This window comes from Geodermatophilus sp. SYSU D00742, from assembly GCF_054049935.1.
This window is the reverse complement of record NZ_JBJGYJ010000027.1, coordinates 32448-55460: the sequence shown is the minus strand read 5'-3', so window position 1 is coordinate 55460 and position 23013 is coordinate 32448. Positions and strand designations below refer to the sequence as shown.

Below are 23013 nucleotides of genomic sequence, written 5' to 3'. Positions count from 1 at the left end.
CGCACGTGCCCGCCGCTCGGGCCCTACCGGAGCCGGCCGACCAGCGCCGCGTGCCGGCGGCAGGGGCCAGGCTGCTGCAGGTCACGCTGGTGGCCACACTGGCCCTGGCCCCGCTCGAGGGCTACGTGCAGGAGGTCGACGCGAACCTCGGCAAGCTGGCGCCGGCGTTGTTCCTGGTCACCTGGCTGGGCAACCGGCTGGTGCACGACCGGCCGATCGGTGTCTCGCACCCCGTGACCTGGTGCGCCGTCGGGCTCATCCCGCTGGTCCTCGCGTCGACCGCCGTCAACCTCGACAACGGCTACGCCCTGATGTACGCCGTACGCTGGCTGCCCTTCCTGCTGCTCGTGGTCGCCCTCGTCGACGTGCTGACCCGCGACGTCGACCCGTGGGTCGCCCTGTACGCGCTGGTCGCCGGGGCGGCGGCCAGCGCCCTCGGCGCCGTGGTCAGCTTCGCCTTCCTCGGCTCGCCACGGGCCACCGGTCCCCTGGAGGACCCCAACGACCTCGCCTACGTGATCACGGCCGCCGTCCCCATCGTGCTGCTGGCGGTCCGCAGGGCCGGCAGGCCCGCGGCGGCGGTCGCCTGGGGGGCCGTCCTGGCCTTGTTGCTCGTGGGAGCGTTGGCGACGCTGTCGCGCGGCGGGATCCTCGCCACCACGGCCGTCCTCGCCTGGGGCCTGGCGCGGGGGCTGGTCCCGGCGCGCTTCCTCGCTGCCGCCGGAGCGCTGTTGGCCGCCCTCGCGGTGCCCATCCTGCTGTTGGCGCAGGACGTGGTGCGCCAGGCACTGGACCAGAAGCAGTACATCGCCGCGAGCAACGTCGACACCCGCCTGCTGCGGTGGCAGGCGGCGGCGCGCATGCTGGCGGACAACCCGCTGCTGGGGGTGGGACCCGGGGGCTTCCGCGGCGGTTACGTCGAGTACTCGGGCTTCGCCGAGCTGGCCGAACTGACCCCGGTCGCCCACGAGATGTACCTGGAGGTCGGCGCCGAGCTGGGGGCACCGGCCCTGCTGCTCTTCGTCGGTGGCATCGTGGCCGCGGTCGTCGCGAGCGAGCAGGCGATCCGGCGGCGCCGGGCCGAGGGGGCCGCGTTCGGCGACACTCGTGTCCTCGCCGCACTCGCCGTCCAGGGCAGCCTGCTCGCCGTGTGCGTCAGCTCGGTCTTCCTGTCCGAGCAGTACTACATGCCGCTGTGGGCGGGGCTGGCGATCGCGGCAGCGGTCGACCTGCGCAGCCGCAGCCGGGAGAGGAGCGGGTGAATGCACGTCCTGCACGCCATCGGGGAGATGGGCACGGGCGGGGCGGAGTCCCTGGTCGTCGAGCTCGTCCGACGGGGACCCGAGGTCGGGTGGCGCTCGTCCGTGGCGAGCGCCGGGGGATCCCGGGAGGACGAGCTCGTGCGCGACGGGCTGGCCGACGTCCACCGCGTGCCGCTGTCACGTCGCCGGCCCGCGGGGCTGGCCCGCGCCGTCGTGGCGACGCGCCGCGCGCTCGTGGACGCCAGGCCCGACGTGGTGCTCGCGCACAACGTCGGGGTGACGGCGGCGGTGACGCTGGCGCAGCTGACCCGGCGGTCGCGCGTGCCGGTGGTGACCGTGTTCCACGGTGTGGCCGCCGAGGACTACCGCACCGCCGCGCGGCTGCTGAGCGCGGCGCCCCGTGCCGTGGTGACGGTCAGCGAGGCGATCGCCGGCCGGCTGCGGGCCGCCGGGCTGCGGCGCTCGCCGGTCGTCATCCCCAACGCGGTGACCGCGCCCGCCCTCCCGGACCGCGCGGAGGCCCGTCGGGAGCTGGGCCTGGGGCCGGACGCCCCGGTCGCCCTGTGCGCGGCGAGGCTCGTGGACCAGAAACGCCACGACGTCCTGCTGCGGGCGTGGGCGCGCGTGCCCGAGCACTGCGTCCTCCTCGTCGCCGGCGACGGGCCCAACCGGCCGGCGCTGGAGGCGCTGCACGCCGAGCTGGGGTTGGGCGACCGGGTGCGGCTGCTCGGCAACCGCACCGACGTCCCCAGGCTGCTCGCGGCCGCGGACGTCGCCACGCTCGCCTCGGACTGGGAGGGCCTGCCCGTCTTCGTGCTGGAGGCGATGGCGGCCGCGCGGCCGATCGTCGCCACCGAGGTCGACGGCCTCACCGAGACCCTGCGCGACGGCGGGGGGCTGCTGGTGCCGCCGGGCTCGCCGGACGCCCTCGCCGCGGCCCTGGAGCGGCTGCTCACGGACGCGGCTGCCCGGTCGGCCGCGGCGGAGGCGGCGAAGCAGCGGATCGCCGCCGAGCACGACCCCCTCCGCATGGCGCGGCGGTACGACGCACTGTTCCGCGACCTGGTCACCGGGGCGGCGCCCGCGGTCCCCGGGGTGGCCCGGTGACGCGCTCCCAGGCCCTGGCGGCGCTGCGCCGAGCGCTCGTCCCCGCCCTGCTGGCCGCCGCCGCGGCGATGGCGCTCGTGCTGGCCCTGCTGCTGACCCGCGACCCCGTCTACCAGGCCCGTGTCGGCATCGTGGCCACCCCCGTCGCCGGCACCTCGGAGGCAGCCCCCGAGTACGGCGCCGTCGTGAGCTCGGTCATGCCGGCGCTGCCCGAGGTCGCGGTGTCGACGCCGGTCCTCGACCGCCTGGCCACCCGGCTGCCGGAGCTGGACGCCACCACGCTCGCCGAGTCCGTCGCGGTCGAGCTGGTCCCCGCCTCCGGTGTCGCCCGCGTGACCGTCACCGGGGACAGCCCCGAGACCACGACGGCGATCCTGCGGGCGGTGGTCGGCCAGATCCAGGACAGCGCGTTGCTCGCGCCGGTGGCGACGTTCACCGTGCTCGGTGACGTCGACGTCGCGCCCACGCAGGTGGAGCCGGACCCGCTGCTCGCGGGGGGCCTGGGCGCGCTGGCGGCGGTCGTCGTGGGGCTCCTCGCGGTCGCCGCCGTCCAGGTGCTGCGTCCGCGGCTGCTCACCGTCGCCGACGTGGAGCAGGTGGTGCGAACCGTGGCCACGCCGGAGGTGCCGGTGGTCGCCGTCGGGCGCGGCCAGCAGGGGGTGGACGTCCTGGTCTCGCGGCTCGCCGCGTGGGCCCCGGCAGCCACCCGGATCCGCTCCTTCCCGGCCGGTCCGGGGGCCGAGGACGGCGTCGTGACGGCGATCGACGAGCGGCTGGCCCGGCGCGCCGCCGAGCGGGGTCCCGGACCGGTCACCGTGGCCGGCGACGACGGGGCGTCTGCGAGGGTCAACGGCCGGGTGACCACCGACGCGCGCCACCGCGTCCGTGAGGCGGTGCCGGCCGAGCCGGCGGTCGTCACGGTGCGGCTGCGGCGCACGAGCGCGGAGGAGCTCACGTCGGCCCTGCTCGCGGCCCTGGACTCCGGCCACGAACTCGGTGCGGTGGTGGCGCGGTGACCGACCCGGGCGGTGCCGGCGCTCCCCGGCAGTGCCACGCTCCCCGACACGACCACGGTCGGCGGGGCCGCCGGTGAACCGGGGACTGGCGGGCGCAGCCTCGCGCGGAGCGCTCTGGCTCGGGCTGGTCAACCTGCTGAGCAAGGGCTCGCAGGTGGCGGTGACCCTCGCCCTGGGCGTGTTCCTGACCGCCGGTGAGCTGGGAACGGTGACCGTCGCCGTGGCGGTGGTGAACCTCGCGCTGGTCCTGCAGTCCGCGGGTGTGTACGACGTCATCTCCCGGACCTCCGAGGACCCCCGCCGCTTCGCGGGGACGGTGGCCTCGCTGTCGGTCGGTGCGGGCGCCGTCATCGCCCTCGTGACCGCGGCCCTGGCGCCCCGCATCGCCGGCCTGGTCGGCGCGCCCGGCGCGGCCGACCTGCTGCGGGTGGCGGTGCTCAGCCTGCCGTTCACCGCCCTGGCCGGGGTGCAGATGGCCTACCTGCACCGGAACCTGGACTTCCGGCGACGTCTCGTACCCGACGCCGGCAGCGCGCTGGTCGGCGCGGCGGTCACCGTGCTCGCCGCCGCGGCGGGCCTGGGGGAGTGGTCGCTGGTCGCCGGGCTGGTGACCACCGCCGTGCTGGCCCCGCTGCTGGGACTGGCCGTCGGCATCAGGGTGCCCCTGCGGTGGTCGGGACCCCACGCCCGGAGCACCGCCCGGTGGGCCGCGGTGACCGGGCCGGGGGCGGTGCTCGGCCTCGTCCTGCTCAACCTCGACTACGTCGTCATCTCCCGTGCCCTGGGGGAGGCGGCGACCGGCGTCTACTCCTTCGCCTTCCGCATCGCCTTCGTGCCCTACGTCATGGGCGCCGTCGTGCTGGGCGGCGTCGCCTTCCCGCTGTACGCCCGGCTCATGGCCACCGGGGGTGAGCGAGCGATGTCACCGGCAGTGCTGCGCTTCCTGCACGTGGTGCTGGCGACGACCGGCGGGGCGTACACCGCCCTCGCGCTCCTCGCCGACCGCATCGTCGTGATCGACCCCCGGTGGGCGGAGTCCGCGCCGGTGCTGCGGGTGCTGTGCCTGTACGGCGTCCTCCTCGGGGCGGTGCTCATGGGGCACGAGGCCCTCCGGGCATCCGGCCGCCCCGGCCTGTACCTCCGGGCGCAGGTCGTCCACGTGGTCGTCCTGCTGGCCGCTGCGATCGCACTGGTCCGGTTCGGCATCGTGGGGGTCGCCTGGGCCCAGGTCGGCGCGGTGACGGTCGCCGCCGTCGTCGTCGCCGTGATGCTCGCGGGGGCGGGGCTGCTGGGGCCCGGACTCGGCCGCGTGGTGCTCGGACCCCTGGTCGCCGCCGCCGTCGTCGCCGCCGTCCACGAGGCGTCCCGCTGGTCCGGCCTCCTCCCGCCCGCGGCCTCGCTGGTAGGAGGAGCCCTCACCGGGGTCCTCGTCGTGGGGGTCTACTGCGGCGTCCTGGTCCTCGTCGACCGGCCCCTGGTCCGGGACCTGCGCGCGGCCGCGGGACGGTGAGCATCCCCGGTGGATCGGTCGACGGAGGGAGCCCGACGATGAGCAGTGGCCCGGCGGCGCCCCGGCGCCTGGCGTACCTCCTCACCCAGGACCGCGGCGGCCCGGTGGACGTCACGGTGGAACTGGCCCTGGCGGTGAGCAAGGTGCCCGGCTGGGAGGTGCGGCTGTTCGGCCCGCGCCCGGCCCGCGGCGCCGAGCGGGTGGCCCACCTCCACACGGAGGTCCTGGTCGAGGGCAAGGGCGCCGCGGGGGCGATCCGGCGGGCCCGGCGCCGGCTCCTCGAGTGGCAGCCCGACGTCGTCCACGCGCAGGACCGTCGCTCGGGTCTGGTCTGCGCCGGCGCCGCCTGGGGCCGACCCGGCGGAGGCCGGCCGCGGGCCGTCGTCCACACCTACCACGGCGTGCCCGACGACGTGGCCGAACCGTGGTTCCGGGGAGGGCGCGGAGGAGGGCCCTCGCGGTACACGCGCACCGTCCTGGCCGCGGACGCCGTGGTCGCGCGGACCGTGACCCGCACCGTCGTGCCCGCCTCCTCGATGGGCCGGTTCCTGCGGGAGCGGCTACGGGTCCCCGCCGGCCGGGTGGTCCACATCGACAACGGCCTGCCACTCCCTCCGGCGACCGTGCCGCGGGGGCCGGTGCGGCGGTTGCTGTTCGTCGGGCTGCTCGTGCGCCGCAAGGGTGTGCACGTCCTGCTCGAGGCCCTGGCGGCCGCCGCACTGCCGCCCGACGTGACGCTCCAGGTGGTCGGCGACGGGCCGGAGCGGGCAGACCTCGAGGCGCTCGCGGCCCGTTCGGGGCTGCGCGGGCGGGTCGAGTTCCTGGGCTTCCGCACTGACGTGCCGGCCCTGCTGGCCGAGGCCGACGCCTTCGTGCTGCCGTCGGCCATGGAGCAGCAGCCGCTGGTGCTCATCGAGGCCCTCGGAGCCGGCAAGCCGGTCGTCGCGACCGACGTCGGGGGGGTCGCCGAGATGGTGGCCGGCGCGGGGATCGTCGTGCCCCCGGAGGACGTCCCCGCGCTGCGCCGTGCGCTGGAGCAGCTGACCACCGGCGGGGACGCCGGGCAGTGGGGGACGCGAGCGGCGGCCCTCGCCCGGGAGCGGTACTCGGTGGACACCGCACGGGACCGGCACCTGGCCCTGTACACGGAGCTCCTGGGGGAGCAGTCGTGACCGTCCACGTGGTGCACGTCACCCAGCCCACCACCGAGGGCGTGGCCCGCTGCGTCGTCGGGCTGGTCCGCCACCAGGTGGCCGCCGGGCTCGAGGTCACCGTCGTCTGCCCGGACGACGGGTGGCTGGCGTCGGAAGCCGTCGCCGGCGGGGCGCGGCACGTCCCCTGGGCGGCCGGCCGGAACCCGGGACCGGCCGTCGCCCGGGAGACGGCCGCCCTCCGGCGGGTGCTGCGCGACCTGCACCCGACGGTGGTCCACCTGCACAGCGCGAAGGCCGGGCTCGCGGGCCGCCTGGCGCTGCGGGGCAGGGTCGCCACGGTCTTCCAGCCACACGCCTGGTCGTTCCTGGCGGTCCGGGGAGCCCTGCGGCGGGCCACCCTGGCCTGGGAGATCTGGGCGCTGCGGTGGGCCCGGCGGGTGGTCTGCGTCAGCGAGGCCGAGCGTCGCGAGGCCGTCGCCCTGGGCGTACCGCTGGACGGCAGGGTGCGCGTCGTGCCCAACGGCGTGGACACCGACCGCTTCCGGCCGCAGGACCGCGCGGACGCCCGCGCCCGGCTCGACCTGGGGGACGGGCCGGTCGCCGTCTGCGTGGGCAGGCTCAGCGAGCAGAAGGGCCAGGACGTGCTGCTCCGGGCCTGGCCGGCGATCCGGGCGGCGGTGCCCGGGGCTCGGCTGGTGCTGGTGGGGGAGGGGCCGTGGCGCGAGCGGCTCTCGGCGGTCGCGGAGCCGGACGTCGTCCTCGCCGGCAACAGCCGGGACCCCCGGGACTGGTACGCGGCGGCCGACGTCGTCGTGGTCCCCTCCCGCTGGGAGGGGATGGCCCTGGTCCCGCTGGAGGCGGGGAGCAGCGGGCGCAGCGTCGTGATGACCGACGTCGCCGGAGCCCGTGAGGCCGTGCCGCCCGGGACGGGGGCGGTGGTGCCGGCCGAGGACCCCGCCGCGCTCGCCGAGGCCGTGGGGGTCCGGCTGCGGGACCGGGCGGCGGCCGACCGCGAGGGCACCGCAGCTCGTCGGCACGTCGTGGAGCACTTCAGCCTGTCGGTCAGTGGTGCCCGGATGCAGGCCGTGTACCAGGAGCTGCTCGGGCTGCATCGACGAGACGACCGGCACCGGTGACGGGAGAACTCCACTGCCGCCCGGCGCCCGCCCACCGAGGTCGGATCCGACCGGGCACCGGGACGCCGAGGAGGACGCACGAGCCGATGCCGTGAGGACGAGCTGTGAGACGGGTTCCGCGACGGCAACCGGCGGGCGGCCCGCCCGAGGAGCCGGGACCGCCGGCGCGTCACCCGGACGGGCCATCGAGGAGAGGGCCGGACCCGCCGATACCTGGTGATGTGAACCGTCTGCTCAGGACCCGACGAGTGTGGCGCGCGGGGGGAGCGGTCCTGTCGGCTGCGCTCGTCGTCGTGCCCAGCGCCTCCGGCTCCGGCCCCGGGACGGATCCGTCGGTGTCCGCGACCTGCCGCCCGTCCGCCGGAGCCGCCGTCGCCGAGCCCCTGGTGCGGCGTGGTCTGTGGTACGCCATCGGCGACCGGCCCACGGAGCAGGAGATCGACGACGCGGCATCCCGGTACGGCGTCGTCGTCCTCAACCCCTGGGAGACCTGGGCCCTCGAGCGGCTCAAGCAGCGGGACCCCTCCGTGGTCGTGCTCGTCTACAAGGACCTCGCCAGCACCCGTAGCTACCACACGGGCCCGCTCCCGCCGACCGGTGTGGGCCACGGCGAGGCCGATCCCTCCTGGTTCGCCCTCGACGACGCGGGGGCGCGGATCGAGTGGGACCCCTACCCGGGGCACTGGCAGATGGCCGTGTGGGATCCGGCCTACCAGCAGCGCTGGGTCGACAACGTCGTCGAGGAGGTCGTCTCGGGCGGCTGGGACGGCGTCCTCGCCGACAACGACCTGGCCACGCTGCGGTGGTACGACGCGGCGGTGGTCGCCGGCACCACGTCAGCAGCCGAGACCGATGCCCGACTCCAGGAGGGGCTGCAGGAGCTGGTGACCCGCGCGGGACGGGCTCTGCAGGACCGGGGGAAGCTGCTCGTCCCCAACACCTCCGACGCCCGCCTGCAGCACGGGCGGTGGGAGTCGCACACGGCGTTCGGCGGTGGCATGGAGGAGAACTTCGTGCACTGGGGGACCGACCCGGGGAGCGGGTTCCTGTGGGACTGGGGCCAGACCGGCTGGCTGACCCAGACCGGACAGCTGACGGCCCCCGGCGTCACCCTCACCGTGACCCGGGCCGCTGCGGGGGACTCCCGGGCCCTGTCGTACGGCTACGCCAGCGTCCTCGTGCGTGGTGACGGCGGCGACTACTGGACTCCGTCGACAACCGGTCCGGGGGACTACAGCGAGCCGGAGTGGGTGCCCGAGATGTCGATCCCGATCGGCGCAGCGACGTCCGAGGCCGTCCGCGAGTCCTCCGGCGCCTGGACCCGCAGGTTCGCCGCGGGGTGGGCGGCGGTCAACCCGACCCAGGCGACGGTCACGGTCGTCCCGCCCAAGGGTGCGGTGCAGCCGGATGGCAAGCCTGCTCGTTCGGTGACCCTGCCGCCGACGTCCGGCACGGTCCTCGAGGTGCCGTGCGGTCGCTGATGGCGGCCGTGGCGCCGGAGCCCGGAGGGGCAGGGACGGCCGTCCCCGCCCCGTGGCTGCCCCTGCGGGGTCAGAGCGTGTGCGTCAGGTTCACGACGTTGCCGTCGGGGTCCTTGACGTGGGCGACCCGCTGGCCCCACGGCATGTCGTTGGCCGGGCCGGGTGCCTGACCGCCCAGCGCCTCGACCCGTGCCAGCCGCGCGTCGACGTCGTCCACCTCGATGCTGAGCAGCATGCGCCCGGGGTCGCCCGGGACGACCGAGGTGTCGGCGGACAGGCCGAGCTCGGAGTCGCCGAGCGCGAGGCCGACGTAGGAGGCCGGCCCCTCGTCGGGGAATCGGATCACCTGCGTCGCGCCCAGCAGGCCGGTGTAGAAGGCGAGGAGCCGGTCGAGGTCGGCGGTGACGATGATCGGGCGGACGGTGCTCGGCACGGGCGGTTCCTCCTGTCCGACGGGTGTCGCTGACCCGACGGTCCCGGGGCGGGGAAGTCATCGTCACAGTGACGTAATCCGGTGGACCGGCGGACGGGGCGGCTGACCCAGCCAGCCTCGGCCATACCGTGGGTCATGACCAGGACCGTCAACGTCCACGAGGCGAAGACGCAGCTGTCCCGACTGCTGCCGGCGGTCGAGGCGGGGAGGACGTCGTCATCGCCCGGGCCGGCAAGCCGGTGGCCCGACTCGTCCCCGTGACGGTGCGCAGCGAGCCCCGGGTCCCCGGCAGATGGCGGGGCGCGTCGTCATCGCGGACGACCTCGACGAGACGCCGGAGACACGGACGTCTGCTGTGGTGCCTGGGTGTGGACGACTGGCTGACCCCGACGATGCGGGAGACGACCGCGGATCCCGGCACGGCGGTGGCGGTGTCGGCCGCGTCGACCCGGGAGATGGCGATCAAGGCTCAGGCGGCGCGGCGGCTGGTGGGGTCACCGCGGACCGCCGTGTCGCCGGCTACGGCGTTCCGGTGTTCGGATAGGGGGACTCTCCCCGGACGTGAGTTGACATAATGTGCATTATCGGCGGTATGCCTGGGAGCCTGGGGTGACCCGTCGATGTCCCGGTCCGGGCGTCATCGACGGCCGTGGTCGGGTTCGGCGGGCGCCGGCGCGGTGCGGCCGGTGGCCCGTGGCGCCCGAGGCCGTCCGGCCGGTGGCCCGTGGCGCCCGAGGCGGTCGCCGGTGACGACGTCCGGCTCGCCGGGCGCGCCGCCGGATCGCCGTCCTCGTCTGCTGTCGCGGTGATCGGCGGTCCCGACTCCCCCGGCGCCCGCCGTCCCGACGATGATCATGGTCTCCGCCGGTGGCGCCGGCGGAGCCACCCCTTCCCCGGGTCCGCTGACCCGCCCGCCATTCCGTCACTGTGACGTATCCACGGCGGTGTGGGCGGCTCGACGGGCGCGCCGACCGGGTGCTGCATAGGGTCGGGCCATGCAACTCCGACGCCCGATCGCTGCCCTGCTGACCGCCCTGGCGCTGTTCGGAGGCGGTGCGACGATGACCGCCTGCCAGGCAGCCGGGCAGGACCAGCGGGACGGCACCACCGACGACGAGAGCGTCAACACCGAGACCAACGACGAGTCCGACGAGTCCCAGGACAACGTGCCCGACCTCAGTGACCCCGAGGACGGTGCCGAGCAGGGCGAGGGCAACGAGGAGGAGGACGGCTGACCGGCGGCCGTCGACGTCAGCCGGCGCGCTCGGTGACCCAGAGCCGGTCGAGCCGGCCGGTGGAGCGCACGAGGTCGGACAGCGAGCGTTCCAGCTCGGCCTTGGTGGGCCGCTCGGTCAGCAGCGTCTGCACGTCCTCCAGCGCGCAGCGCAGCTGGTAGAGCCGGTCCTGCAGGCCGTCGAGCTCGGCCCGGGTCACCAGGACGACGTCGCCGGACAGCCCGGCCTTCGCCGTCGCCGAGCGCTGCTCGTAGGCGCGCTGCCGGCACGCCTGACCGCAGTACTGCCGCGGGCGCCCCACGGAGCCCTGCTGTGGGAGCACCCGGCAGCACCAGCCGCAGCGGCGCTCGGCTCCGCTCCCCAGCCGCGGGCTGGGGAGCTCGGTTCCGGTCGTCGCCTCCTCGTCGGTCACCTGGGTGGTGTGCTGCTTGGCCACGGTGCGCACGGTAGACGGCCCCACCGACAGCACCGAGGGACACGCCCGACACGCGGAGGGCCGGTCGGGCCGGGAGGAGAGCCGTGCCGCAGGACCGGAGGACCCACTTCGATTCCGTCACCGAGGAGGCCCTGCGCGCGGCCGGCGGGCTGAAGTGGACGCGTTACGGGACGGCGATCGGGGCCTTCGTCGCCGAGATGGACTTCGGGACCGCTCCGGAGGTCGCCCGGGTGCTGCACGAGGCCGTGGACCGTGGCGCGTTGGGCTACCTGACCCCGCAGGCGGCGGCGGCGATGGCCGGGGCCTGCGCCGGCTGGTACGCGACACGGTACGGCTGGTCCCCGCCGCCGGAGTGGATCACGCCGCTGCCCGACGTCGTGGCCGGACTGCGGGCCGCGATCGAGCACTTCACCCCGCCCGGCGGCGCCGTCGTCCTGCCGACACCGGCCTACATGCCGTTCCTGACGGTGCCCGGACTGCTCGGCCGGGAGCTGGTCCAGGTGCCGATGATCGAGCGGGACGGGGTGGCCACCTACGACCTCGACGGCATCGCCGCGGCCTTCGCGGCGGGCGGGGCGTTGCTGGTGCACACCGATCCGCACAACCCGACGGGCCGCGTCTTCTCGGTGGAGGAGCAGCTCGCCCTGGCCGACGTCGTCGAGCGCGCCGGCGCACGGGTGTTCGCCGACGAGATCCACGCGCCGCTGGTGTACCCGGGCGCGGTGCACCGCCCGTACGCGTCGCTGTCCCCGGCGACGGCGCGGCACACGGTCACCGCGACGTCGGCGTCCAAGGCGTGGAACCTGCCCGGGCTCAAGGCCGCGCAGCTGCTGTTGTCCAACGAGGCCGACGCCGAGCACTGGGCGCGGGTCGGCTTCTTCGGCGTGCACGGCGCCTCGACCCTCGGCGTCCTGGCCGCCACGGCCGCCTACACCGAGGGGGGTCCGTGGCTGGCCGACGTCCTGGCCTACCTCGACGGCAACCGGCACCGGCTCGGGGAGCTGCTGGCCGAGCACCTCCCGCACGTGCGGTGGACCCCGCCGGAGGGCACCTACCTGGCCTGGCTGGACTGCCGCGCCCTCGGCCTGCCCACGTCCCCGGGGGCGTACTTCCTCGAGCACGCCGGGGTCGCGTTCGTCGACGGCCCCGAGTGCGGCGCGCCGGGTGCCGGGCACGTCCGGCTCAACCTGGCCACTCCCCGGCCGGTGCTGGAGGCGATCGTCGCGCGCATGGCCGACGCCGTCGCGCTGCGGACGCGCGGGGCGCAGGAGACGGGTGGGGCCGGCGCACCGAGGCCCTGACCGGCGCGGGCGCCTGCGGCGTTAGCGTGTCGGCGTGGTCCCTGCCCGCTACGCGTTCCTCGACGGGCCGACCCCGATCGCCATGGCGCACCGCGGCGGCGCGATCGAGCACCTGGAGAACTCCATGCCGGCCTTCGAGGCCTGCGTCGCGCTGGGGTACCGGTACCTGGAGACCGACGTCCGGGTGACCGCCGACGGTGTGCCGATCGTCTTCCACGACGCCGTCCTCGACCGCGTCACCGACCGCACCGGCCGGGTCGACCAGCTGCCGTGGTCGGAGGTCTCCACGGCCCGCATCGGGGGGCGCGAGCCGATCCTGCGGCTGGAGGAGCTGCTCGGCGCCTGGCCGGACACCCGGTTCAACCTCGACATCAAGGCCGCGGGCGTGCTGGCCCCGCTGGTCCGCACGGTCCGGAGGCTGGGCGTCGCCGACCGCATCTGCCTGGGGTCCTTCTCCGACGCCCGCATCGCCGCGGCCCGGCGGCTGTTCGGGCCCTCGGTGTGCACCTCGCTCGGCCCGCGCGGGGTGGCCGCGTTGCGGCTGTCGTCGTACTCCCCCCGCGCGGCGGGCCTGGTCCGCATCCAGGCCGGCTGCGCCCAGGTGCCGCTGCAGCTGGGCGGCCGGGCGCTGGTCGACGAGCGGTTCCTGGCCGCCGCGCACGCCCGGGGCCTGCAGGTGCACGTCTGGACGGTCGACACCGCGGAGGAGGCGACGGCGATGCTGGACCTGGGCGTCGACGGCGTGATGACCGACCGCCCGGCGATGCTGCGCGAGCTGCTGGAGAAGCGCGGTCAGTGGGCGCCGCGATGACCGCCCTGGGCGCGCGGATCCGCGCCTGGCGGCCGAAGCCGCCCCCGCTGCCGGACGACGTCGCGCACCTGCTCGGCCCCGACGACCCCGAGTGGTTCGCCCGTGAGCTGGCGATCGCGGCGAACCCGCCGTGGTGGTTCTGGCGCGTCGCGCTCCGGTCGTTGTCGTGGCTGCCCGGCGTCGTCGGCCGCATGCAGGTCACCGGCTCGATCCGCGAGGACTGGCTGGAGGGGCCGCTGCTCCTGGCGGCCAACCACATCGGCGACTTCGACACCTTCGTCGTCGCGGTGGCGCTGCACAGGGCCGGCGTGACGCCGCGGTTCCTGGTCACCGGCGGCATCATGCGCTCCCCGGTGGCCGGTCCCCTGCTGGAGCGGGCCGGCGGCATCCGCGTCGAGCGCGGCACCGACGTCGCCGCGCACGCCCTGACGGTGACCCGGGTGGCGCTGGCGCACGGCGGCCACGTCGTCGCCTATCCCGAGGGACGGGTCGGCCTGTCCCCCGACGGCTGGCCCGAGCGCGGCCGCACCGGGCTGGCCCGCATGGCGCTGGCCGCCGACGTCCCGGTCATCCCGGTCAGCCAGTGGGGTGCGCACGAGGTGCTGCAGTACGCCAACGACTGGGGCAAGCTGCGCACCCTGCTGCGGGCGTTCTGGCGGCAGCCGGCGCTGAAGGTGCACATCGGCCCGCCGGTCTGCTTCGAGGACCTCCGTCCGGGGCGGGTGGGCGACGCCAACCGCGCCCGCACCCGCATCGCCGCGGCGATCACCCGCGGCCTGGCGCCGTTGCGGTCCGGTGAGCCGGCCGACCGGCCGGCCCACCTGGACCCGACCCGGCCGACGACGGCGACCGCGGCGTTCCCGGGTGGCGTCGTCCCCGACGACATCCCGTGACCACCCCGTGCTGGACGGTCACGGGCCCGGCTGACACCCTGCGCGCGTGACGACGGCCGCCACCCCGACCGCCCCCTCCGCCGACCCGGCCCTGCGCCGCGAACGGTTCGGCTGGTACTCCTACGACTGGGCGATGTCGGTGTTCAACACCAGCGTCACCACCGTCTTCCTGGGTCCCTACCTGACCTCGGTCGCCGAGGACGGCGCCGGACCCGACGGCCGGCTGGCGGTGCTGGGCCTGTCCATCCCGCCCGGCAGCTGGTTCTCCTACGTGCTGTCGCTGTCGGTGGTGCTGCAGGTGCTCGTGCTGCCGCTGACCGGCGCGGTGGCCGACCGCACCGGTCGCAAGCGGGAGATGCTGGCCGCCTTCGCCGCGCTCGGCGCGGTCGCCACCACCGGGCTGTTCTTCGTCGCCGACGGCCGCTACCTGTTGGGCGCGGCGCTGTTCGTGCTGGCCAACATCAGCTTCGGCGCGGCCACCGTCGTCTACTACTCGTGGCTGCCCGACCTCGCCGGGCCCGACGAGCGGGACGCCGTCTCCAGCCGGGGCTGGGCCTTCGGCTACGTCGGCGGCGCCCTGCTGCTCGCCGTCCACCTGGGGCTGGTCCTCGGGGCGCCGTCCCTGGGCCTGACCACCGGCGAGGCGGTCCGCATCTGCCTGGCCACGGCGGGGCTGTGGTGGGGCGCGTTCACCGTGTTCACGGTGTCGCGCCTGCGCAACCGGCCGGTGCGGGAGTCCGCGGCCCGCTCGCGCAGCGGCTTCCGGCAGCTGGCCACGACCCTGCGGGAGATGCGGGCGTTCCCGCTGACCCTGTGGTTCCTCGGCGCCTACCTGCTGTTCAACGACGGCGTCCAGACGGTCATCTCGCTGTCGGCCACCTATGCCACCGAGGAGCTCGGGCTGGACCAGTCCGTGCTCACCGGGGCCATCCTCATGGTCCAGGTGGTGGCGATCGCCGGGGCGCTGGGGCTGGGCCGGCTGGCCGGCCGCTTCGGTGCCAAGCGGGTCGTCCTCGGCAGCCTGGTCGCCTGGATCGGCGTCCTCCTGGCCGCCTTCTCGCTGCAGGAGGGCGCGGTCGCCCAGTTCTACGCGCTGGCCGCGGTGATCGGGCTGGTGCAGGGCGGGACGCAGGCGCTGTCGCGGTCGCTGTTCAGCCAGCTCATCCCGGCCGGCAAGGAGGCCGAGTACTACGGCTTCTACGAGATCAGCGACCGGGGCACCAGCTGGCTGGGACCGCTGGCGTTCGGGCTGACCTACCAGTTCACCGGCTCCTACCGGTACGCGATCGTCAGCCTGGTCGTGTTCTTCGTGGCCGGCTTCATCGCGCTGGCCACCCTCCCCGTCCGCCGCGCCGTCCTCGCGGCCGGCAACACGCCCCCGGAGCGCCTGTGACCGCCCTGCGCGACCCCGACCCGGCCACCGACCGGCGGATGTCGGCCGTCCCGGTGGCCGGTGACCGCCGCCGGCACCCGGCCCCGGCGCACCTGCGGTTCTTCCACGGGCCGATGGACTGCGGCAAGTCCACGCTGGCCCTGCAGGTGGACCACAACCACAGCCGGCAGGGACGGCGGGGCCTGCTGCTCACCCAGGGCGACCGGTCGGCCCGGCCGCTGATCAGCTCCCGGGTGGGCCTGTCGCGGCAGGCCGTCGAGGTGGGCCCGGCCACCGACCTGCGGCTGCTGGTCCGCGCCTCCTGGGCGGCCGGCGACCGGGTGGACTACCTGATCGTCGACGAGGCGCAGTTCCTCACCGCCGCGCAGGTCGACCAGCTCGCCGAGCTCGTCGACGACTCCCACGTCGACGTCTACGCCTTCGGGCTGACCACCGACTTCCGGGCCCGGCTGTTCCCCGGCACCCAGCGGCTGCTGGAGGTCGCCGACGACGTCCAGCGCATCCAGGTGGAGGTGCTGTGCTGGTGCGGCCTGCCCGGGCTGCTCAACGCCCGCGTGGTGGACGGCGCCATGGTGCGGGAGGGCGAGACCGTCGTCGTCGCCGACACCGCGCCCACCCCGGCGCCCGACCAGCCCTCCCCCGGGGCCGGCCCGGAGCCGGAGGTGCACTACCAGGTGCTCTGCCGGCGGCACCACGTGCTGGGCCAGCTGGGGCCGGCCGCGGTCGGCCCGGGGCAGCTCGCGTTGCCCTGAACCCACCCGTCGGGGGGTGGTCGGGGGGCGGTTTACCACCCCATGCGATGATTGTGAACCGACTCAGCGGAATCTCTCCGCGAAATCCGTCGTTGGTTCTTTCGACCCCGTCATCCGGTGGGTACTCCCGCCTGCGACGACGAGATCCGACCGACACCACCAGCACGAGAGGACGGTGTGCCATGGGCGAGCGTTCCCTGCGGGGTAGCCGACTGGGCAGCGTGAGCTACGAGACCGAGCGGAACACCGCGCCGATCGAGCGTCAGTACGCGGAGTACCGGTGCCCGTCGGGTCACCTGTTCACCGTGCCCTTCGCTGACGACGCCGAGCTCCCCGACACCTGGGAGTGCAAGTTCGACGGTTCCGCGGCCAAGCTGGTCGGTGGCGCCGAGCCCGCCCCCAAGAAGGTCAAGCCCCCGCGGACCCACTGGGACATGCTGCTCGAGCGCCGGTCGGTGGAGGACCTCGAGGAGGTCCTCGCCGAGCGCCTCGAGGTGCTGCGCGGCCGGCGGACCCGCGCCAGCTGACCCTCGGCACGACACGGAACGGCCCCGGTGGGACTCCCCCACCGGGGCCGTTCCGCGTCTGCGATGAGTCCGCCGGCCCGCCGCGGTCTGCACCGACATGACACACGTGATCGCCGGGCTCACCGTCTCCCTCGACGGGTTCTTCGAGGACGCCGACGGCAGCGCCGCCGCGCTGTACACCGACCTCGAGCAGCTGCAGGACTCGCCGTACCTGAAGGCCATGCAGGCCGAGACCGGCGCCGTGCTCATGGGCCGGCGGACGTTCGGCATGGGTGGCGACTGGGACCTCTACGCCGATGGCTACGAGTTCCAGGTGCCCCTGTTCGTCGTCACCCACCGGGCGCCCGACCGGACGCCGAGGGGCAACGACCGGCTGTCGTTCACGTTCGTCACCGACGGGCTCCGGTCCGCCGTAGCCCGGGCGACCGCGGCCGCCGGCGACCGGGCGGTGACCGTCGTCGGCGGCGGCGACCTGAACCGTCAGCTCCTCGCCGCAGGGCTCGTCGACGAGCTGCGCATCGACGTCATGCCGGTGCTGCTCGGCAGCGGGCGGCGGCTGTTCGACGGCGTGGACCCCGGCGCGGTCCGGCTGGAGAAGACCGGCGTCGAGGAGGCCGGGGAACGGACGAGCCTGTCCTTCCGGGTGCTGCGCTGACGGGCCTCAGGCCGGCGGTCGCCCGTCGGGACCGCGCACGACCTCGCCCTCGATGACCAGGGGACGCCCGGGGCGGGGCTCGGCGTAGGCCACTCCCTCGGCCCGGCGGCTGCGCACGTGCACCGGCCCGCGCAGATCGGCCGGCAGGCGGGTGGCCAGCGCCCGGCCGAGCAGCCCGCGCACCAGGAAGCGCGTGGGCGGCAGCAGGCACAGCAGGCCGACGACGTCGCCGATGAAGCCGGGCAGCACCATGAGCAGCCCACCGACGGCGATCAGCCCGGCATCGCCCAGCGCCCGGCCCGACGGCCGGCGTTCCCGGGCCCGGTCGCGCAGCTCGGCGAGCGCGCGGGTGCCCTGGCGGGCCAGCAGCGCCCACCCCAGCGCACTGGTGGCCACGGTGGCCAGCAGCGTCCAGCCGACGCCGATCCAGCCGGCGACCAGCACGAAGACGACGACCTCGGCCAGGGCCAGCAGCCCCACCCCGATCCGCACGCGGCGACCCACGGCTCTCCTCGGTCCGCCGGGGCCGGCGGTCCCGGTCCGCCTACCGGACCGTGCGCGACCGCCCGCCGTCGCGGACCCGTTCCGGCACGGGGCGGCGGACCCGGCCCGGCAGCCGATCGGCCAACCGGTCCTGCAGGCCCCACCAGGTGACCCGTACCAACGCCTCTGTAACGATCGAGCCGCTCATCTTGCTCCTGCCGAAGCGGCGTTCGGTGAAGGTGATGGGGACCTCCACCACGCGCGCACCGGCGCGCACGGCCCGCCAGGCCCAGTCGACCTGGAAGCAGTAACCCTGGCTGGCGACGTCGTCGAACGGCAACCGGTCCACCAGGGTCCCGCGCACGGCGCGGTAGCCGCCGGTGGCGTCGGCCAGCGGCAGGCGCAGCGCCCAGCGGGTCCACAGGTTGCCCGCCCGCGACAGGAGCAGCCGGTGCACCGGCCAGTCCTCCACCCGCCCCCCGGGCACGTACCGGGACCCGAGCGCGAGGTCGGCGTCCTCCAGCGCGGCGAGCAGGCCGGGGAGCTGCTCGGGGTGGTGCGAGCCGTCGGCGTCCATCTCGACCAGGACGTCGTAGCCGCGCGCGCGGGCCCAGCGGAAACCGGCGACGTACGCGGGGCCCAGCCCCGCCTTCGCCGTGCGGCGCAGCACGTGCACGCGGCCGTCGAGCGCGGCGAGCTTCTCGGCCAGCTCACCGGTGCCGTCGGGTGAGCCGTCGTCCACCACCAGCGCGTGCGCGTCGGGGACGCTGCGGTGCAGCCGGTCCAGGATCGGCTCGAGGTTGTCGACCTCGTCGTAGGTGGGGACGACGACCAGCACCCGGCTCATGCCGACCTCCGGTGGGCCCGGCGACGCGCGGGACCCGGCAGCACGACGGCGAGCACGGCGCCGGCGCCCACCGCGGTGAGCGCCCACTCCGGCGCCGCGCCCAGCCGCTCGGCGAGGGTGGTGGAGTCGCGCTGGGCGACGTCCTCGACGAACACGGCCGGCTCGAACAGCTCCGAGCGGGCGGCCAGCGACCCGTCCGGGGCCACGATCGCGGAGATGCCGCTGGTGGCCGCCACGACGACGGTGCGGCCGAACTCGACCGCGCGCAGCCGGCTGGCCGCGAGCTGCTGCTCGCTCTCGTCGGTGTAGCCGAAGGTGGCGTTGTTGGTCTGGACGACGATCATCCCGGCGCCGGCCTGCACGACGTCGCGCACCAGGCCGTCGTAGACCACCTCGAAGCAGATGACGTCGCCGACCCGGGCGCGGCCCATCTCGAGCACGCCGACCTCGGTGCCGTGGACGAAGTCGCGGCGCACCAGGTCGACCTTGTCGCTGAAGAAGCGGAAGAAGTCGCGGGCGGGCACGTACTCGGCCAGCGGCACCGGGTGGCGCTTGACGTAGGTGTCGCCGGGCCCGTCCTCGGGGTCCCAGACGATGCCGGTGTTGCTGATGAACCGGCCCGGCCCGTCGACGACCGCGCCGACCAGGATCGGCGCGTCGACCGCCGCGGCGGCGCGGCTGATCTGCCGGGCGGCGTCGGCGTTGCGGTAGGGGTCGATGTCGGAGCTGTTCTCCGGCCAGATGACCGCGTCGGGGCGCGGCTGCTCCCCCGCCGCGACCGCCTCGGCGAGCTCCAGGGTGCGCGCGACGTGGTTGTCCAGGACCGCCCGACGCCGCTCGTTGAACTCCAGGCCGGGCTGGGGCACGTCGCCCTGGATGACGGCGACGGTGGCCGTCGGCCCGCCGTCGGTGAGCGAGGGCCCGGGCAGCGGCAGCCAGGCCAGCCCGCCCAGCACGGGCACCGCGACGGCGCCGGCCGCGGCGAGGGCGGCGGCGCGCCGGCGGCGGCGCAGGGCGAGCAGTGCGGCGGCCAGCAGGGTGCCGGTGAGGGCGACGGCGAAGCCGACCACCGGCACCCCGCCGTAGGCGGCCAGCGACAGGAACGGCCCCTCGGTCTGGCTGAGTCCCAGCCGGCCCCAGGGGAAACCGCCGAGCACGAACCGGCCGCGCAGCGCCTCGTCGGCCACCCACAGCGCCGCCGTCCACAGCGGCCACAGCGGCAGCCGGGAGGTGGCGGCGGCCGCGGCGCCGAGCAGCGTGAGGTGCAACGCCTCCCATCCCGCGAGCGCCAGCCACGGGAACGCGCCGACGTAGATGCCGCTCCACGACAGCAGCGGTACGAAGAAGGCCAGGCCGAACACCAGCCCCAGCCACGCGCCGCCGCGGGCCCGCTGCCCGTGGACGGCCAGCGCGAGCGCCGCCGGGCCGAGCGGGGCCAGCGCCCAGACGCCGTACCCGGGGAAGGCGAGGAGGAGCAGCAGGCCCCCGGCGGCGGCGAGCAGGCTGCGCCCGGGCCAGCGCGGCCGGCGACTGGCGCCGCTCGCCGGGCGCGGTGCGTCCGACGGCCGCTCCAGCGTGTCCGGGGCGACTGCGCCCACCGTCACCTCCCGTGCCCCCGGCGCCTGCGCGCGAACCACCCCGCGCCGGTCGGACGGGGCCTGCGACCGCCGGCGCCGTCGCCGCGGTCGAGCCCAGCATCCCATCCCGGAGCGGTCCGACGGCTGCCCGCGGGAGCGGGCGTCGTCCGCGCCGGCCCCGAGGGGTCAGTGACGAGCGGGAACGCCGTCGTCACGGCGTGGCGCCGGCTCCGGGACGACGAGCGTGGCCGTGGCCTCGACGACCGGCTGCGGCGGGTCGAGCACCCGGGCCGCGGACGGGCCGCGCTCCGGCTCGGCGCGCGCCACCACCCGGGCGCTGCAGCGCAGCTCGCGGCTGCGCCGGCCGATGCGCACCACCTCCGCGGTGGCCTCCAGGACGTCACCGGCGCGCACCGGCCCGAGGAAGCGGACCTCGGTGTAGCCGGCCAGCAGGCCCTCGTCGCCGTCCATGACGATCGCGACCTCGGTGGCGACGTCGCCGAACAGGCCCAGGGTGTAGGCGCCGTCGACCAGCGAGCCGCCGTAGTGGGCGTGCGCGTACGGGACGTACCGGCGGTGGGTGACGGTGAGGCCGAGGCGGGGGTCGGTCATGGGGCGGCTCCAGCGGGGACGAGGGCGGACACGAGGTAGCTGGCCACCTCGCCGGGCGTCGTCCCCCGGCCGAAGACCTTGTCGACGCCGAGGTCGGCGGCCGTCGCCGGGTCGAAGCGGGGGCCACCGACGACCAGCAGCGGGCGGGACTCCCCCATCGCCTCGCGGAACGCCGCGGCGAGCTCGCGGGTGTTGCGCAGGTGGGCGTCGCGCTGGGTGACCACCTGGGAGACGAGGACGGCGTCGGCGCGCTCGGCGCGGGCCCGGGCGACCAGCTCGGGCACGCTGACCTGCGCACCGAGGTTCAGCACCTGCATCTCCCGGTGGTACTCCAGGCCCTTCTCCCCCGCGAAGCCCTTGAGGTTGAGGATCGCGTCGATGCCGACGGTGTGCGCGTCGGTGCCGATGCAGGCGCCGAGGACGACCAGCTTGCGCCGCAGCCCGGTGCGGATGGCGCCGTTGACCTCGGCCGGCGACAGCAGCGGGTACGCCCGCTCCTCCACCTGCACGGCGTCGAGGTCGACCAGGTGGCGGACGCTGCCGTAGACGACGAAGAAGGTGAACGCAGCGCCGTCGCCGCTCCCGATGCCGTGGCTGTGCACCACCATCGCCGGCTCCAGGCCCATCTTCGCGGCCAGCTGCAGCGCGGCGCCGTCCGCCCGCGGGCCGGGCGCCACGGGCAGGGTGAACGACAGCTGGACCATGCCGTCGCCGCTGGTGTCGCCGTACGGGCGGACCACGCTGCCCACCGTCCCGGGTGTCCCCGGGCCGACGTGGTCGTTGCTGCCGTGCTCAGGCACGGGTCACCTCCGGCTCCAGCAGTTCCAGCGCCGGGTTGTAGGAATCCGGGGCGAGCCGGATGACGCCGTCGAGGCCCTTGCCGCGGTCCGGGGGACGCCTGGTGATGCCGAAGGTGCCGTCGGCGATCGCCTGCAGCAGCCCCTCCTCGGCGATGCGCTCCAGCAGCTGCACCGCCTCGGTGAGCACCGTGTGCGCGCGGCGGTCGATGAAACCGCCCCTCGGCGGGGCGAAGTCCTCCGTCAGGCCGCCGGCGGCGTCCAGGACGTAGCGCACGTTGCGCAGCGCGAGATCGCGGTCGGACAGCCACGGGGTGACGACGGCCTCGGTCATCATCCCGACCAGCAGGATGCCCTGGCCGGTCAGCGCCCCCGCCAGGTTGAAGAAGCCGTCGAGCAGGTAGCCGCGGAAGACGTCGCCGGTCATGTGCTTGGTCGGCGGCATCCACTTCAGCGGGGCGTCGGGGAACAGCGCCCGGGCCAGCATCGCGTGGGCCAGCTCCAGCCGGAACGACTCCCGCCGGTCGGGGTCGATCTCGAAGGCGTGGCCCAGGCCCAGCTGCCAGTCCTGCAGGCCGGCCTCGTGGGCGAGGGTCTCGTTGAGCAGCTGGCTGACGGTGACGGTGTGCGCCTCGTCGACGGCGTCGGCGGTGGTGAGGTAGTTGTCCTCGCCGGTGTTGATGACGATCCCGGCGCGGGCGTGCACCATCCGGCTGAACCGCTGGTCGACGAAGGTGCGCTGCGGGTTGATGTCGCGGAAGAGGATGCCGTACATCGCGTCGTTGAGCATCATGTCCAGCCGCTCCAGCCCGGCCAGGACGGCGATCTCGGGCATGCACAGGCCCGACGCGTAGTTGGTCAGCCGCACGTAGCGGCCCAGCTCGGCGCTCACGTCGTCCAGGGCCGCCCGCATGAGCCGGAAGTTCTCCTGGGTGGCGTAGGTGCCGGCGTAGCCGGTGCGGGTGGCGCCCTCGGGGACGTAGTCCAGCAGCGACTGGCCGGTGGAGCGGATGACGGCGATGACGTCGGCGCCGGCCCGGGCGGCGGCCTGCGCCTGCGGGATGTCCTCGTGGATGTCGCCGGTCGCCACGATCAGGTAGACCCACGGCCGGCGCGGCGGGTCGCCGAGGGTGGCCACCAGCTGCTCGCGGCGGGCGCGGTGGGCGTCGATGCGGGCGATCCCGGCGGCCACGGCCTCCCGGGCGGCGTCCCGGGCCCGCTCGGCGGCGGCCCCGGTGGGCACGGCGAACCGCGCCGTGCCCGCGCCGACCCGCTCGGCGAGGGACTGCAGGTCCGGCGCCGCCCCGGAGGTCAGCGCGTGCCACACCGGCAGCGCGACGCCGGCCTCCAGGCCCACCTGGTCGCGGACGGCGTCGACCACCCGGTTCACCCACGGCACCCGGTCGGTGGCCGCACCGTCGCCGGTGACCGGGTCGGTGCCGGTGAGCCCGGCCAGCCGCAGCACGGCGCGCTCGACGGAGACGGTGGTGTGCCGCCGGGCGAGGTCGACGACGGGTTGCGCCGCGCGGGCGGCGAGCTCCCGCGCCCGCGCCACCAGCACCGGGTCCAGCTCCAGCACGTTCACCCGACCTCCC

At 75.6% G+C, this 23013-nt stretch carries 23 protein-coding genes; 15 read left to right on the top strand and 8 right to left on the bottom strand.

What is annotated here, in order from left to right; all coding sequences use genetic code 11:
- The first annotated feature begins 5 nt into the window (after window positions 1–5).
- The 7 genes from ACI78V_RS17225 (at window position 6) to ACI78V_RS17195 (ending at window position 8666) form a co-directional block, all read left to right on the top strand.
- Window positions 6–1262 carry an O-antigen ligase family protein gene (locus ACI78V_RS17225; RefSeq protein ID WP_456852904.1) on the top strand — a complete coding sequence of 419 codons (1257 nt, stop codon included), beginning with the start codon at window positions 6–8 and terminating at the stop codon, window positions 1260–1262.
- Window positions 1263–2369 (top strand): glycosyltransferase, encoded by a 1107-nt coding sequence (locus ACI78V_RS17220; protein ID WP_456852902.1) that lies wholly within the window; start codon window positions 1263–1265, stop codon window positions 2367–2369.
- Window positions 2366–3385 carry a hypothetical protein gene (locus tag ACI78V_RS17215; RefSeq protein WP_456852900.1) on the top strand — a complete coding sequence of 340 codons (1020 nt, stop codon included), beginning with the start codon at window positions 2366–2368 and terminating at the stop codon, window positions 3383–3385. The genes ACI78V_RS17220 and ACI78V_RS17215 overlap by 4 nt, the downstream gene beginning before the upstream one ends.
- 73 nt (window positions 3386–3458) lie before the next feature.
- Window positions 3459–4895 carry an oligosaccharide flippase family protein gene (locus ACI78V_RS17210; protein ID WP_456852898.1) on the top strand — a complete coding sequence of 479 codons (1437 nt, stop codon included), beginning with the start codon at window positions 3459–3461 and terminating at the stop codon, window positions 4893–4895.
- A gap of 38 nt (window positions 4896–4933) precedes the next feature.
- Window positions 4934–6067 (top strand): glycosyltransferase family 4 protein, encoded by a 1134-nt coding sequence (locus ACI78V_RS17205; RefSeq protein WP_456852896.1) that lies wholly within the window; start codon window positions 4934–4936, stop codon window positions 6065–6067.
- Window positions 6064–7185 (top strand): glycosyltransferase, encoded by a 1122-nt coding sequence (locus ACI78V_RS17200; RefSeq protein ID WP_456852894.1) that lies wholly within the window; start codon window positions 6064–6066, stop codon window positions 7183–7185. The genes ACI78V_RS17205 and ACI78V_RS17200 overlap by 4 nt, the downstream gene beginning before the upstream one ends.
- Window positions 7186–7520: 335 nt before the next feature.
- Window positions 7521–8666, top strand: a complete 1146-nt coding sequence (locus tag ACI78V_RS17195; RefSeq protein ID WP_456852892.1) for a putative glycoside hydrolase — start codon at window positions 7521–7523, stop codon at window positions 8664–8666.
- Between the two features lie 70 nt (window positions 8667–8736).
- Here the strand turns inward: ACI78V_RS17195 and ACI78V_RS17190 are convergent, their stop codons facing one another.
- A complete protein-coding gene (locus tag ACI78V_RS17190; RefSeq protein ID WP_456852890.1) occupies window positions 8737–9099 on the bottom strand; it encodes a VOC family protein in 363 nt (120 codons plus the stop codon).
- 995 nt (window positions 9100–10094) lie between these two features.
- Between ACI78V_RS17190 and ACI78V_RS17185 the strand changes: the two genes are divergently transcribed.
- Window positions 10095–10334 (top strand): hypothetical protein, encoded by a 240-nt coding sequence (locus ACI78V_RS17185; RefSeq protein WP_456852888.1) that lies wholly within the window; start codon window positions 10095–10097, stop codon window positions 10332–10334.
- A gap of 16 nt (window positions 10335–10350) precedes the next feature.
- Here ACI78V_RS17185 and ACI78V_RS17180 read toward each other — a convergent pair whose 3' ends face one another.
- Window positions 10351–10770: a hypothetical protein gene (locus ACI78V_RS17180; protein ID WP_456852886.1), complete on the bottom strand. Its 420-nt coding sequence runs from the start codon at window positions 10768–10770 to the stop codon at window positions 10351–10353.
- A gap of 83 nt (window positions 10771–10853) precedes the next feature.
- Here ACI78V_RS17180 and ACI78V_RS17175 point away from each other — a divergent pair, with 83 nt between their 5' ends.
- The 7 genes from ACI78V_RS17175 to ACI78V_RS17145 all read left to right on the top strand — a co-directional run bounded on the left by ACI78V_RS17175 (window position 10854) and on the right by ACI78V_RS17145 (window position 17102).
- A complete protein-coding gene (locus ACI78V_RS17175; RefSeq protein ID WP_456852884.1) occupies window positions 10854–12071 on the top strand; it encodes a MalY/PatB family protein in 1218 nt (405 codons plus the stop codon).
- 34 nt (window positions 12072–12105) lie between these two features.
- Window positions 12106–12882: a glycerophosphodiester phosphodiesterase gene (locus tag ACI78V_RS17170; RefSeq protein ID WP_456852882.1), complete on the top strand. Its 777-nt coding sequence runs from the start codon at window positions 12106–12108 to the stop codon at window positions 12880–12882.
- Window positions 12867–13775 carry a lysophospholipid acyltransferase family protein gene (locus tag ACI78V_RS17165; protein ID WP_456852880.1) on the top strand — a complete coding sequence of 303 codons (909 nt, stop codon included), beginning with the start codon at window positions 12867–12869 and terminating at the stop codon, window positions 13773–13775. Before ACI78V_RS17170 ends, ACI78V_RS17165 begins: the two co-directional genes overlap by 16 nt.
- 46 nt (window positions 13776–13821) lie before the next feature.
- A complete protein-coding gene (locus ACI78V_RS17160; protein WP_456852878.1) occupies window positions 13822–15168 on the top strand; it encodes an MFS transporter in 1347 nt (448 codons plus the stop codon).
- Window positions 15165–15920 carry a thymidine kinase gene (locus tag ACI78V_RS17155; RefSeq protein WP_456852876.1) on the top strand — a complete coding sequence of 252 codons (756 nt, stop codon included), beginning with the start codon at window positions 15165–15167 and terminating at the stop codon, window positions 15918–15920. The genes ACI78V_RS17160 and ACI78V_RS17155 overlap by 4 nt, the downstream gene beginning before the upstream one ends.
- A gap of 182 nt (window positions 15921–16102) precedes the next feature.
- Entirely contained in the window at window positions 16103–16447 is a 345-nt protein-coding gene (locus ACI78V_RS17150; RefSeq protein WP_091322337.1) for an RNA polymerase-binding protein RbpA, read from the top strand.
- Between the two features lie 97 nt (window positions 16448–16544).
- A complete protein-coding gene (locus tag ACI78V_RS17145) occupies window positions 16545–17102 on the top strand; it encodes a dihydrofolate reductase family protein (protein ID WP_456852874.1) in 558 nt (185 codons plus the stop codon).
- A 6-nt stretch (window positions 17103–17108) separates the two neighbouring features.
- Here the strand turns inward: ACI78V_RS17145 and ACI78V_RS17140 are convergent, their stop codons facing one another.
- From ACI78V_RS17140 to kamD, 6 genes are all read right to left on the bottom strand, one after another.
- Window positions 17109–17606 (bottom strand): FxsA family protein, encoded by a 498-nt coding sequence (locus tag ACI78V_RS17140; RefSeq protein WP_456852872.1) that lies wholly within the window; start codon window positions 17604–17606, stop codon window positions 17109–17111.
- Window positions 17607–17646: 40 nt separating this feature from the next.
- Window positions 17647–18432, bottom strand: coding sequence for a polyprenol monophosphomannose synthase (locus tag ACI78V_RS17135; protein WP_456852870.1), 786 nt, complete (start codon window positions 18430–18432; stop codon window positions 17647–17649).
- Window positions 18429–20030, bottom strand: coding sequence for an apolipoprotein N-acyltransferase (gene lnt, locus ACI78V_RS17130; protein WP_456852868.1), 1602 nt, complete (start codon window positions 20028–20030; stop codon window positions 18429–18431). The genes ACI78V_RS17135 and lnt overlap by 4 nt, the downstream gene beginning before the upstream one ends.
- A gap of 165 nt (window positions 20031–20195) precedes the next feature.
- The gene (gene kal, locus ACI78V_RS17125) at window positions 20196–20621 is read right to left on the bottom strand and encodes a 3-aminobutyryl-CoA ammonia lyase (RefSeq protein WP_456852866.1); all 426 of its coding nucleotides are present in this window, start codon (window positions 20619–20621) and stop codon (window positions 20196–20198) included.
- Window positions 20618–21421 (bottom strand): lysine 5,6-aminomutase subunit beta, encoded by an 804-nt coding sequence (kamE, locus tag ACI78V_RS17120; protein WP_456852864.1) that lies wholly within the window; start codon window positions 21419–21421, stop codon window positions 20618–20620. Before kamE ends, kal begins: the two co-directional genes overlap by 4 nt.
- Window positions 21414–23003 carry a lysine 5,6-aminomutase subunit alpha gene (gene kamD / locus ACI78V_RS17115; RefSeq protein WP_456852862.1) on the bottom strand — a complete coding sequence of 530 codons (1590 nt, stop codon included), beginning with the start codon at window positions 23001–23003 and terminating at the stop codon, window positions 21414–21416. Before kamD ends, kamE begins: the two co-directional genes overlap by 8 nt.
- Window positions 23004–23013: the final 10 nt, after the last annotated feature.

Coding starts and splice junctions, on each gene's coding strand:
- ACI78V_RS17185 (WP_456852888.1), top strand. CDS start 10,095: ATGCAACTCCGACGCCCGATCGCTGCCCTGCTGACCGCCCTGGCGCTG.
- ACI78V_RS17220 (WP_456852902.1), top strand. CDS start 1,263: ATGCACGTCCTGCACGCCATCGGGGAGATGGGCACGGGCGGGGCGGAG.
- ACI78V_RS17205 (WP_456852896.1), top strand. CDS start 4,934: ATGAGCAGTGGCCCGGCGGCGCCCCGGCGCCTGGCGTACCTCCTCACC.
- kal (WP_456852866.1), bottom strand. CDS start 20,621: ATGACCGACCCCCGCCTCGGCCTCACCGTCACCCACCGCCGGTACGTC.
- ACI78V_RS17145 (WP_456852874.1), top strand. CDS start 16,545: ATGACACACGTGATCGCCGGGCTCACCGTCTCCCTCGACGGGTTCTTC.
- ACI78V_RS17150 (WP_091322337.1), top strand. CDS start 16,103: ATGGGCGAGCGTTCCCTGCGGGGTAGCCGACTGGGCAGCGTGAGCTAC.
- ACI78V_RS17135 (WP_456852870.1), bottom strand. CDS start 18,432: ATGAGCCGGGTGCTGGTCGTCGTCCCCACCTACGACGAGGTCGACAAC.